The following is a 12,414-nucleotide window of genomic DNA, read 5'->3' on the forward strand; positions in this document are numbered from 1 at the left end:
GCGGCGGGTTTCAGTCCACGGGTGAGGGTCGTGTTGGCTCTGTGCGGACCGTTGTTGCGCCGCATTGGCACAGTCGGCGGAGGCGAGTTCTACCTTCAGGCCATCGCGGTCGACGAGGAGCTCCGTGGCGAGGGTGTGGGAACCGCGCTGATGGATTGGATCGAGGACCGGGCTGCCGCCAGCGGATCGGTCCGGCTCACTCTAGATGTTTCCGCTGGGAACGAGAGGGCCCGGCGAATCTACGATCGTCGCGGGATGGTCGTCATTTCGCGGTGGCCCAAACGCCTAGCCTTACCGGGACTGCGGTTCGTGCGGATGACAAAACCTCTGTGAGCCCGCGAGGCACCAAGGATGAGCTATCTACGTACAGGAGCAACTGCCCACTCGTCGCCGCCCCAACAGTGTTCCAGTCATTCGAGCTAGCCATGCAAGGAGGATCCGAGCCGCTGGGTGAGACCCGGAACGCCGGGGCCGGGCCGCGACCCTGGGTCGTGCTGGTCGGTCTGCTGCTCCTGTCGCTGGCCTACAACTCGTACTACCTGACCGGCGGCTTCCACGCCGACGACCTGCTGCTGATCAACCTGCTGCGCGAGGACCCGCTGCGCTTCTCGCGCTGGTGCGGCCTGTGGTCGACATTCGACATTCCCGGCTTCATGTCGATGTGGTGGGCCGACCCGGATATCGCCGGGGCCTTTTGCCGGCCGCTGACCAGTCTGGTGTTCGAGGGGTCGATCCGGGTTTTCGGCGAGACGGCGTTGCCGCTGCACCTGCTGTCGATCGTGCTGCAGGGGTTGGTGGCCGGCGGCCTCTACCTGTTCGTCCGCCGGCTGACCGGCCGCAGCCTGCTGGCGATCCTGGTCGGGGTGATCTACCTCTCCTGCGAGGACCACAGCCTCACGGTCGGCTGGATCGCAACGGTCGCCGACATCCTGTGCCTGGCGTTCGTCCTGCTGGCGCTCAACGCGCACGTCGCCTGGTTGCAGCGGCGACGGCCGGCGGCGCTGGTGGTCACGCTCATGGCTCTCCTGCTGTCGCTCGGGTTCAAGGAGTCGGCGGTCGTAGCGCCGGTGCTGGTGGTGCTGGCTACGCTCGCCTTCCCGCGGGGCACGGACGACACGCTGCCGTCGCTGCGCCCGTCGGTGCTGTGGGCCCGCGCCGTGGCCGCGCTCAAGGACCCGCTCTCCTGGGCGCCGGCGGTCATGGTCTTCGTCGTCTATCTGACGCTGTACAAGACGCTGAGCCTGGGCGAGATGAACAACCTCGCTTACATCGATCCCCTCTCGCGGCCGGGCGCCTATCTGGGCCACCTCGTCGTCCACCTGCCGGTCATGTGGCTGGCCACGGTGACGCCGGTCTTCCCGTCGCTGGTGATGTTCATGCCGGAGGCACTGGCGCCGCTGGCGCTCGGGGGCCTGATCGTGTTCCCAGTCTGGCTGCTCCTGCTCTGGCCGCTTCGCCACCGGGCTCTGGCGCTGTGGGGAATGGCCGCCTACCTGCTGGCGCTCCTGCCGCAGCTCGGCGCCGACGCCAGCGAGCGGCTGCTCTACGTGCCGTACGTCGGGGCGGCGGTCCTGCTGGGCTGCATGATCGTGCAGATCGGGCCGCTGGCTCGCCGCGCGCTGCCCGGACCGTGGCCGGGCAAGCTGGCCCGCGCCGGCGGCTGGCTCGCGCTCGTGGCCGTGGTCGTGCCGGGCGCCGCCCTGTCGGCCTACTACCCGTACGTCATGCTGCCCAGCCTGGTGGCGCCGGAGCGCCAGGCGCTGACGGCGCTGCCACACATCGGGGAGCGGCGGCCCGATCATGTCCTGGTCCTGAACACGGCCGGCGCGTTCATGACGCTCTACGCGAGCGGCGTGCTGGAGTACCACCAGGGCGAACACATCGACCTGCGGCTGCTCTCCTCGTGCAACGGAGTGCTCAGTGTCGAACGGCTGCCCGGGGACGCGTTCGTCGTTCACAGCGATCGCGCCGGCTGGCTGTCGAACATGTTCGCGCGGATCTTTCGCACCCGGCCGCTGGCGGCGGGGCGGGTCTACGACACCGACCTGTTCCAGGCGACGCTCGTGGAGCTGACGCCGGACGGCAGCGACGTGCTGGCGGTGCGGTTCGATCTGAAGCGACCGCTCGATGACCCGTCGCTGCTCTTCCTCTACTGGAACGGCCGCGAGTTCGAGCCGCTGGACCTGGCGTCGCTGGCGCCGGGCGCATCGCTCGAGCTGGCGGACACCTCGGACATCTGGGCGGGCATGCTGTAGTCACTGGGGCGGGCCGGCCGCTCTCAGCTAGCAAAAGCAGGTCCCGTCTTCCTCCCGTCAAGACGGCCAGTCCCGGTTGAACTACGGCTGAACAGGAGAGATCGTGATGCTAGAGCTCTTTAAGCCCCCAAGAACCTCCGTTGCCTCCGATAGACCCCTTTTGGTGCCATGTGGCCTGGAGGGTTTCGACTACCAGATCGATCCGTACATCGGATGCGGGCACTACTGCCGCTACTGCTACGTCCTGAATCAAGCCGAGACGGACTGGACCGAAGAGATCCTCGTCTATGCGGACATCGACGGCCAGCTGGATCGGGAGCTCGACGGGCTGCCCACTCAGACGATCTACATGGGCTACCACACCGATCCCTACCAACCCTGTGAGGCTGAACTGCACCAGACGAGGAACGTGCTACGGCTGCTTCACGGAAAGGGCTTTTCCGCAAGTATCCTCACGAAGTCCAATCTGGTCCTACGGGACATCGATCTCCTTCGAGAGATGGAAAGCCCCCAGGTCAGTGTCTCGGTGGCATTCGACGACGATCAGATCAGGGAGCTGTTCGAAGTCAATACTCTGGAGACCCACCAGAGGATCGAGGCTCTGCGCGAAATCAGGAACGCAGGAATAGCCACCGGGGCGCTGATCTGTCCGGTGATCCCCTACATCACGAACGTAAGAGAGCTGCTTGACGCTCTACTGGAGTGTGCGGATGTGATCTGGGTTTACGGTCTCAGCGTTCAGAACCGATCCGAGCTCAGTTGGCGAAACGTCCAAACCATTCTGGAGACACACTTCCCGGATCAGAAAGAGCTTGTCGAAGAGGTAGTTCTCGATTCGGATCATCCATACTGGTCAGGAGTCCGGGCGGAGCTGGAAGAGGTGCGGAGCGCAAGCGCAACGGACCTGAGGATTCACGTCTGAGTCACTGGGTGGCCCGCGTTCGAGTTGAACCGGCTTCCCCACGGAAGACCCTCAAGGCTCATATCAACCAAGGAGATCTAGGATGAAACGAACCTCCATCAATCCGACCGACTGGGGCTTGGCTATTCTCATGGACCAGGGCGAGGTCGTCGAAGCGACGACCCGATCGCTGCGCTGTTCAGGGCAGGTTTCACTCCACGACGACCCCGAGGCCGAGATGGGCTTTGCGGTGACGCATCCCGGCGACATGCGGGCGCAGATCGAGGACGCGCTCGGTCATCTCGACACTCTTCTGGACGGCGCCGGAATGACGCGGTCGAATATCGTCGGCTTGCGCTTCTTCACCACCGACGTGGAGACGTACCTGGCCAACTACGACGTCTACGCTGAGTGGATCGCACCAGCTGGGATCCGGCCACCGCAGACGATTCTCGGCGTCGGTCAGCTGGCTGTACTGGGGCTTCTGATCGAGATCGAGATGGAAGCTGCCGCCTGAGGAGGCGAGGCAGGCGACCAGATGACCACAGCCCTGATCGTGGGAGGCTATGGCGCGGTGGGCAGCGCGCTGTGTCGCCTTCTGTCCGAGGAAAGCAACATCGACCTCGTGGTTGGTGGGCGCAATGGGGATCGGGCGGATGAACTCGCCGCGGAGCTCGGCGCGACCTCGCGGGTGTTAGACGTGCGCGATCCGACAGCGGTCGCATCGGCGCTCGACGGCGTGGAGATCGTGGTCAACTGCTTCGTGGACACTGCGGAGCCGGGCATGACTCTGCCCAGGGCTGCGGTCGAGCGCGGCATCGTCTACATGGACATGGCTGCGGTCCCGGTGGCGCATATCGAGCAGATCCTGGCGCTCGACAAGCCGGCCAGAGCCCATGGCGCGATACTGGTCACTACGCTCGGCGTGAACCCGGGCATCCCCGGGGTGCTTGCTTTGGAGGCGCAGAATCACTTCGACCGGGTCGAGTCGGTGGATGTCTACTTCACCATGGGATCGAAGCTCGGGGGACTGTCGCCGCTGTCGCTCCGCGGCGTGGGTGCCATGATGAAGACCAAGCCGCTGCAATGGCGCGAGGGCGAATGGCGAATACCCTCGCCGAGCGGCGCGAAGCGGCATGTCGGGCCGCCCTTCGACAAGACCGTCTACTTCGGGGCTGCCATGATCACTCCCGACCTGATGGACCTGCCGCGCGCCATCGGCGCGAAGCGGTTCGCCTTCTGGTCGGGCCTGGAGAAGACCTTCCAAGGCCTTCTGTTCTTGCTCGGCATCAAGCTCGGCCGCACCAAGACCCAGAAGCGCGCCGAGAGATTCCTACGCCGACTTCGACGCGCCGGTCGGGGCCCCGACACGACGAACGACATCAGCCTCGAGCTGGTCGTGGTTGGCGAGAAGAGCGGCGAGCGACGTCAGTGGACTGTTTCGATGCACTGCAGCGAGGAGTACGCCACCGCGATCGCGCCTGTGATCCTCTGCCGCCAGGTGGCGCGCGGCCTGGTCTCCAAGAAGGGCGCCTTCTTCTGTCATCAGGCGGTGGCCATCGACGACTTTGTGGCGCAGCTCCGCGCGGCGGACTTGAACTACCGGGCAGAGTAGCGGCCGGTCCTGGTTCCCGATGACGACGGCGTATGCGGCGGCGCCACCACCGTGGGGGAAGCGCGCAGCACTCTGCGGTCTCATCCACGTCAAGAGTTAGAAGGCCTTGTCGGATGACGACATCAGCGCTCTCGGCATCAGCTCATCTGCGGTTGGTGAAGACTACCCCTTGCGGGGGAGGTGGGTCGGCGATCTCCGTAGGACAAGGCCGGCGGGCCTCTCGAAGAGCCGGGCCGCCGGATAGATGTGGAGGACGTCGCTCAAGTGCCGGAGGAACTTCCTCTTGAAGTCCCGCAGCCGCCGATAGTCAGCACCGAACTGAGTCTGTAGCGCCTCCCACGGGATGAGGCAGGGCTTCCGGAGGTAGCTCATCCGGTAGGTGAGCCACGCGTAGATGTCGAGGGCTAGGGGCGAGCCGCGGAGGGTCCTGAGAGCGCGAAGGTCGATCGGCACAGCGTGGGCGACGAGCTCGTCGCAGAACTCGGTGCTCAGGACGACGGCCGAGTTCCAGAGCGGTCGTTGCTCGGGATTCTGCGGCGACCACCAGAGCTGGTGCTTGTGCGCGATCGTGTAGCCGACGCCGGCGGCGTGACCTTCAGCGCCGTCGGAGTAGCTGCATCGGATGGTAGTGGAGAAGAGGCGGTGTAGTTGATCGCGCAAGCGCGATGTCGTGCCGCGCTTCCCAGTGATCGGCGTCAGCCCCAGCTTGTACATGAAGCTCGAGAAGGTCGGGCCGAGCTCGATCTCGCGACTGCGGGTGCGAACGGCCTCGGTCGAAAGCCAGGCAAGTGCGAGCCGCGGGTAGGAGCCGTAGGGGAGTCCGACCGACGGCGGCGCGTTCATGTAGAGGGTGAAGCGGCCGTTGATCCGCTCGAACTCGTGGGTCTCCGGCCGGCTATGAGGAAGCGTGGCCTGAACGAGGATCCGAGCCATGAAGCCGAGAGCGCCGGCCGCCCTGGCCTCCTCGGCTTCGATCTCGAGCGCTTCCTGGGCGAGCTTATAGGACTTGGTGCGGGGTTTGAGATGGGTGTTCCAAACGGTTCGCTCTAGGACCTCCCCGAGGCGATGCGGACAGCTGTCAGCACGCGTCAGGGCCAGACCCCTTACGCGGCTAAGCTTATGTCCCTCAGTGAGTTAAAGGATTCTAGTTGGGCGAAAACGGTGTTCCAGATCTCTCTCGTTGGGGACGCCAAACGGGGGCTCGCGCAGAGTCAGAGCAGTTTTTCCACAGGCGTAGCTATCTGCTACTGGTTCTTCGGTACAGGGAAGTACAGGGAGGACCTACAGGAGCGTCGAGAAGCTCAATGGAATTAGTCGTTTGCGTGCTGAAGGCGCCACCACTTATTCGCCGAGGCGCCACCCTTTATTCGCAGCTTCGCCACTGCTTATTCGTGACTAAGGGCTGGAAGCGCCACTGTTTATTCGCGGAAAAGTGTGCTTCTCCACAACCCGAGAACCAGGCTGACGTCGCTCATGCGAATGGGTCGTGAGAAGTTGCGCTCAACGGCGAACGTGGGAAGGAGCGGGGCGCATAAGAAGCCCGTCTTCCCGAGATTCGATCCTTGCGTCGGGGTAGAGAGCGAGAACCTTGGAAGCGTGCCGAAGGAACGCGGCTCGAAAAGCTCGCGTTCTCGAATAGCGCGCTCCGAACTGAAGTTGAAGTGAATCCCAGGGCACCAAGGTTTTCCTGCGCAGGTAACTATTTCGGTGCGTCAGCCAGCAGTAGATATCAAGCGCCATCGGAGAGCGAAGGACTCGGATCGCGCGTAGATCGATAGGGACCGGATGGCCGACAATGGAGTCGTAGAACGTTCGATTGAGTTCAACGGTGGAACGCCAGGTAGCTACCTGGCCAAGGTCGCGGACGTTCCACCAGAGCTTGACATCCTCCGCGATTCGGAATCCACGATCACGCCAGTGGCCCTCGGCGGAGTCATCGTAGGTGTAGGCGATTGTCGACGCGAACAGGCGCCTCATCTGGTCGCGCAAGCGATGGATGGTTCCCCAGTTCCCACCCGACGGTATGAGGCCGAGCTGATACATGAAGCTGCTGAGTGTGGGCCCTAGCTCCAAGAGAGGGCTTCTGGTTTTCACGGCTTCGCTGCAAACCCAGATGAGAAGCAGCCGAGGATAGCGTCCGTAGGGCAGGCCGACATCCGGATGGGCATAGATCGACAAACGGAGTCTTCCGTTCCGTCTGTCGAAAGACATCCGCTCGAGCCTGCGGTGGGGAAGAGTCGCCTGAACCAGCATGCGAGCCATGAAGCCCAGAGCGCCGGCTTCACGGGCTTCTTTGGCCTCGATGGCAAGAGCTTGCGCGGCAAGGCGTCGCGCGCTTCTGCTTGAGTGGGTCGAGCTGCTAGCGGTGCTTCTTATTTCCGTAGTATTTCCGGGTGAGTTGATGCGTGCCCGAGGCCGCCCCCATACCTCTGAAAGCCTCTCCATGACGACCCCGCGCTACACTCTCGCTACACTACTGGCGGCCAACTGCAGGCAATCAGGGACAGAGTGGCGCAGTTGCCTTCTGCGCAAGCCCTTGAAAACGCTGGCCTTGTCTGTCCTGTCTTGTCCCAGCGGGGACTCCCGAACCCGGCTTTTAATCTGATGGTCGGGGGTTCGATTCCCTCACGGCCCACCATATTAAGTCCTTTAATTTCAGACCATTGCAACGTTAGCCGAATTGATCTGCAGAGATCATAGCCGACAAGAGTTACCACAGAGTTACCATTTCAAGTCTGGAACGGCACCCAAGAACAGCAGAAGTGCGAACTCCAGGAGGGAGGCTAGATGAATCTCGGCGACCTACCAGCGACCCTCTTCTCCCCGGCCAAGATGATCTACATCGGCTATGTCCTACTCGCCGGATTGAAGCGCATTGAAACGACCCTCGCTGCGTTTCTCGTCTTTTCGGCGATCTTCTTCGTCGTTGAGGTACTCCACAACGACTTCTTGAGAATCGTTCTGAACCGTAAGGCGTCGATTCCGCGAACTGGTCGAGGGATGCGCTAGTGAAGCTCTCGAGAAGAGTCTGGCCGTGGTGGCTTGCGGAGATGAGACTCTTACCTGCCAGGTTCGACGATTTCTGAGCAGGGCAAGCAATACCTTTGTACCCCCCCAATGAGTTTCATTTGGGCGTCCAAAGTCCGCCGGATCGCTCCCCTCGCCCGGCTGCGCCGGCTGCGGTCTCGCACCCTGCGGGCGCTCGGAGCGGGAAGGGCTGCGCCGGCAAGTGCGCGGGTTGAGCGAGTAGAGGGCGAGCTTACGACGGACCAGGGGAACTCACGGGCCCTAATCCCGAAAGGCACCCGGGGGGATCCCCGCTGGCCAGAGCGTTCCCTCTAGTTGTTTGAGACCCTCTCGCTAAGAAAAAAATTTGCTAACGGTCGCCGAGAAAGCGGCCTCTTCCTTCACAGTTGTGTTCCGTCTGGTAAGTCGCCCCTGTCGGACGTAGTTGGCACGGTATCCAGAGCTCTTGGAGTCGGCACTTCGTTGCGTCCGAGAAGGGCGACTTCTCGGACGTTTCGGTCGCATAGGCGGAGCGCAAAGCTCGCCACGACCGATTCCGTCTTCACTCTTCAGAGACGATCGCGGCGGCTTCGCGCACTCGCGTCTAGCGGATCGAGATGGTCGATTCGGTGAACCGTCGCTAATCCATCTGTCGGTCGACGCGACCATGGCCTGGGTGACCCGCACGGTGCGGGTCCTCCGTCGGGCGCCCGACTCCCGGGGCAGATTGGTCAGCCGCCGCTTTACCAGCGCCTACACCGCAACCTACGAGAAGCAGGACGGCGCCTGGCAGATGACCTCGGTCACTTCGACCTTCCTGCCGCCCTGAGACGCCCGCACCCTCCCGCCCCCACCCAAAGCAGTTGCCCCGGAAGCCACCCCTTGGGGTGTAGCAACGGCCTGTCTGACTTGATAGGGAGGTGGTTGCCGCGATAACGGCCAACCCGGCGAAAGCCGGGGGCGCAAAGCTACGGGTCCTCGCTTCTCCGCCGCGACCTCCGCCGCCTCGAAGATCCCAAGACCGCCGAGCTGCCGAACGGCAGAGCCAGAGACATCTGGCACGACCAGCGAGAGGGTCATGGGAAACAACAACCTGCAAGGAGGAAGTCCGTGAACAGAGAGGAAATCGCTGTTCGGACCGCTCCCAGCGGTCCGGACAAGAAGACGACTTCGCCGTCGTTCGAAGCGGTCCCCAGCATGCAGGCGACCATCGGCACCAGCGCCAAGAGTCGCCTGGAGATCACTTTTAGCGGTGAGGTCGAAACGTCCAAGAACTCGAGGATGTTCGTGCGCGCGCTGGTCGACGGCAAGCCGGCCCGACCCAGCGATGTGGTCTTCGCTCGCGGAGGGTACACGGGGACCCGCACGTTTACGTTCGTAACCGAAAACCTCACCCCGGGCACGCATCAGGTGGAGATCCAGTGGCACGCCGACCCGGGCGCCGCGGCGTTCATCGGGGATCGCAGCCTGTCGCTGCTGGCCACCACCGACAAGTCCACGCGCGCAAGAATGGCGCTCAAGGCGGCCCCGAGCGGACCCGACAAGAGCACGACCTCGACCGGCTGGACCTATGTGCCGGACATGTATCAGACGATCGAGACCAAGGGCACCGCCAATCTCGACATCCGGCTCAGCGGTGAGGTCGAGACCAGCGCCGACAGCCGCATGTTCGTGCGCGCGCTGGTCGACGGCCAACCGGCCAACCCCACTGACGTGGTGTTCGCCCGCGGCGGCTATGGTGGCACCAACTCCTTCTCGTTCACTCGCGAGAAGCTGCCGGCCGGCCTGCATTCGGTCCAGATTCAGTGGCACGCCGACCCGGGCGGCACCGCCCTCATCGGCGACCGCACGCTGGCGGTGTTCGCCTCCAAGGACAAGGCCAAGCGCGTCGGCTTGAAGCTAACCGCCGCTCCCAGCGGTCCCGACAAGGAGACGACGTCGACCGGCTTCGTGCCCGTGCCGCACATGTTTAGCAAGTTCTCCTGCGACGGCCACAGCGATCTTCAGATCACCTTCAGCGCCGAGGTCGAAACAGCGGCCGGCAAGCGCATGTTCGCGCGCGCCCTGGTCGACGGTCAGCCGGCCGATCCCAGCGACGTGGTGTTTGCTCGCGGCGGCTTCACCGGCACGCACGCGTTCACCTTCACCAAGGAGGACGTCCACAAGGGCAGCCATGTCGTCGAGATCCAGTGGCACACCGATCCCGGCGGCAAGGCCTTCGTCGGCGACCGCACGCTGACGATCTCGCATCTGCCGAGGCAGTTCCCGAACTTGAGTCAGCCGATCCTCGGCCTCAAGCCGAAGCTCGGGCGACAGAAGGTCCTGACCATTCTGTGGGATCCGCACCGCAAGACCCATCCGGCGCCGCCTCGCGACGCGATCGAGAAGCTCCTTTACGGCCCCAAGCCGAGCGTCCGGGACTACTTTCTGGAGGTCTCGAACGGCGCGTTCACGATCGAGGACGCCGGCATTCTCGGATGGGACAAGAGCGGCAAGCTCGGCTGGTTCGACGCTGACTACGAGGCCTCGCTCTACTGGCGCGGCGCCAAGTACCACCCCGACAAGTGGAAGGGCACCAAGCACTACTGGGTCGACAAGAACGGCCAGTTCGGAACCAAGGGCAAGGCCTACTACCTGGACGACAAGGGCTTCATCAGTGGCCATGTCCACAAGTGGGCCGAAGCAATCCGCAAGGCCGAGCACTACGGTTTCAACTTCTCGACCCACGACCGCAGCCACGACAAGATGCTGTCGACCGACGAGCTGACGATCCTGATCGTGATTCCGCAGGACAGCCCGTTCGGCACCCAGCGCGGCGTGGTCGGCAAGCAGGTGCCGAAGATCGAGCCGCTGATCGTCGACGGTGTCCGGGTCAACACCATGGTCGAGGCATACATCGGCTCGCCGCCGAACCTCGGGCTCGTGCTCCACGAGCTCTCGCACATCCTGCTGGGAGCTGGAGACATGTACTTCGGAGGCTTCCAGGGGTATGCCGCCGGGCCCTACTCACTCATGGATCAGTCGGGCAACCCGTATCACCTCGATCCGTTCCACAAGCTGCGCTACGGCTGGCTCGACAGCGAGATGGTCGGCAAGAGCGGTTGGCGCAAGCTGCCCGCGGTCGAAAAGACCGGCAAAGTGCTCATTCTCTGCGACCCCGACCGGTCCGAGAAGGAGTACTTCATCGTCGAGAACCGGTGGCCGGGCAAGAGCTACGACGCCAAGCTGCCCTACGCCGGCCTGGCCGTGTGGCACATCATCGAGGACAAGAGCGTCTTCGACAAGCTGCCGCCGCCGCCCGGCGTCGACTCCTCCATGTGGTCGAAGTACGGCGGCTGGGCTCGACGCGCGATCCGGATGATCCGCCCGATCTACGGCCCACCGATCGACTGGTCGCTGTGGGACGGCAGCAAGGCCAAGACCGGCTACGACCTGCTCGACAAGAGCTCGAGCAAGAAGAAGGCCACTCTCAAGTGGATCGACGGCACGCCGAGCGACTTCTGCATCCGGCAGATTCCAAAAGCCGGTTCGGTGATGAAGTTCTACGTGGAGCGGAAGTAGCGCTCTCGGCTGCCGAATAGGAGGTGGGTCGGCGCGGACCGGCCCACCGCCCGGTTTGTCGTTGTGCTCATCGTAGGCCCGAGAAGTCGCCCATATCGGACGTCCACGGCCACCTGCGCTGCATGAGCCTGTTGGACAGTCCGTCGACGGGGTTGGCTACCCTCCAGGGTGGTGCAGGCCTCCGCCGCTTCGGTGCACAATGAAGGAGCCCTTGGACAGAGGGATTCCGGCCATATGAGGCGATTCGGATGAAAGCGACGGTCGGGCGCCGTCCGCTGATGGCGCTGATGGCGCTGATTCTCGCCTGGGGTCTCGGCGTAGCTTCGGGTCTCGCGGCCGGTCCGCCTCGAGTCCGCGGCGTGGCCTGGATGGAGGCCGAGGGAGCGCGGGCCTACACCCCCGCAGCGACGCCGTGGCTCCACAAGCACGAGAGCGGCGGGATCGTCTACTTCCTCTATGACGCGCCGCCGCGGATAGAGCGCTTCGATCTGGCCACCGGAGATTGGCTCGCCGACCTGACGTTGCCCGATGTTCCCACCGCGTTCTCAGTCGACACCGACGGCCTCTACGTCAGCTTCGGCCGCCGCACTTCGCGCTTCGCGCTCGACGGTACCGGCGAGTTTCATCTGCGCAACACCGTCTACGACGTCTCACAGGTCTTTACCTTCGGCGGCTTTGTCTACCTGCAGGCCTATGGGAGCGTGGTGAGTGCCGACAAGTGGACCGGAAGCCCGGTCGGCACCGAGACCTACGGGTACCCGATGCAGGGGATGGCCGTCGTGACTTCGCTTGGCAAGGCCATGGCACCCACGCTCGGAGTGTCGCCGTCCGATCTGGTCGAGTTCGATTTGCTGCCCGGAGGTCTTCTCGGCCCGCAGCGGGACAGCCCGTACCACGGTGACTACCCGACCGGCACTTGCGCTTTTCTCTTTCCCGACGAGACCCGGGTGGCGCTCGACTCCGGCATCGTCTTCTCGACCGCGGACATGACTTTCGCCGGTAGCCTCGCCGGCGGCTTCGACGATCTCGACTTCGACGGCGACGTGCCGATCATCCTGCGCCAGGGGACGCTCTAC

Annotated in this window: 11 protein-coding genes and 1 riboswitch; of the genes, 9 read left to right on the top strand and 2 right to left on the bottom strand. The window is 63.8% G+C overall.

What is annotated here, in order from left to right:
- The 5 genes from GY769_06850 to GY769_06870 form a co-directional block, all read left to right on the top strand.
- Positions 1–333, top strand: a 333-nt coding sequence (locus tag GY769_06850; protein ID MCP4201637.1) for a GNAT family N-acetyltransferase, incomplete at its 5' end; no start/stop codon positions are given.
- 92 nt (positions 334–425) lie between these two features.
- Positions 426–2,255 carry a glycosyltransferase family 39 protein gene (locus GY769_06855; protein MCP4201638.1) on the top strand — a complete coding sequence of 610 codons (1,830 nt, stop codon included), beginning with the start codon at positions 426–428 and terminating at the stop codon, positions 2,253–2,255.
- Positions 2,256–2,361: 106 nt separating this feature from the next.
- A complete protein-coding gene (locus GY769_06860; protein MCP4201639.1) occupies positions 2,362–3,177 on the top strand; it encodes a radical SAM protein in 816 nt (271 codons plus the stop codon).
- 82 nt (positions 3,178–3,259) lie between these two features.
- A complete protein-coding gene (locus GY769_06865; protein MCP4201640.1) occupies positions 3,260–3,673 on the top strand; it encodes a RidA family protein in 414 nt (137 codons plus the stop codon).
- Positions 3,674–3,694: 21 nt separating this feature from the next.
- Positions 3,695–4,771 carry an NAD(P)H-binding protein gene (locus GY769_06870; GenBank protein ID MCP4201641.1) on the top strand — a complete coding sequence of 359 codons (1,077 nt, stop codon included), beginning with the start codon at positions 3,695–3,697 and terminating at the stop codon, positions 4,769–4,771.
- Positions 4,772–4,933: 162 nt separating this feature from the next.
- Here the strand turns inward: GY769_06870 and GY769_06875 are convergent, their stop codons facing one another.
- Positions 4,934–5,704: a pirin gene (locus tag GY769_06875; protein MCP4201642.1), complete on the bottom strand. Its 771-nt coding sequence runs from the start codon at positions 5,702–5,704 to the stop codon at positions 4,934–4,936.
- A 567-nt stretch (positions 5,705–6,271) separates the two neighbouring features.
- Positions 6,272–7,216, bottom strand: a complete 945-nt coding sequence (locus GY769_06880) for a pirin (GenBank protein ID MCP4201643.1) — start codon at positions 7,214–7,216, stop codon at positions 6,272–6,274.
- Positions 7,217–7,558: 342 nt separating this feature from the next.
- Between GY769_06880 and GY769_06885 the strand changes: the two genes are divergently transcribed.
- From GY769_06885 to GY769_06900, 4 genes are all read left to right on the top strand, one after another.
- Entirely contained in the window at positions 7,559–7,780 is a 222-nt protein-coding gene (locus GY769_06885) for a hypothetical protein (GenBank protein ID MCP4201644.1), read from the top strand.
- A gap of 664 nt (positions 7,781–8,444) precedes the next feature.
- Positions 8,445–8,606 carry a hypothetical protein gene (locus GY769_06890; protein ID MCP4201645.1) on the top strand — a complete coding sequence of 54 codons (162 nt, stop codon included), beginning with the start codon at positions 8,445–8,447 and terminating at the stop codon, positions 8,604–8,606.
- Between the two features lie 98 nt (positions 8,607–8,704).
- A riboswitch (cyclic di-GMP riboswitch) is annotated at positions 8,705–8,814 on the top strand.
- Positions 8,815–8,887: 73 nt separating this feature from the next.
- Positions 8,888–11,338, top strand: a complete 2,451-nt coding sequence (locus GY769_06895; protein ID MCP4201646.1) for a hypothetical protein — start codon at positions 8,888–8,890, stop codon at positions 11,336–11,338.
- A gap of 248 nt (positions 11,339–11,586) precedes the next feature.
- A partial coding sequence (locus GY769_06900) for a hypothetical protein (protein ID MCP4201647.1) occupies positions 11,587–12,414 on the top strand: 828 nt, incomplete at its 3' end.

The sequence above is a fragment of the bacterium genome (assembly GCA_024224155.1).
In the GTDB taxonomy this organism is placed as follows: Bacteria; Acidobacteriota; Thermoanaerobaculia; order Multivoradales; family JAHEKO01; genus CALZIK01.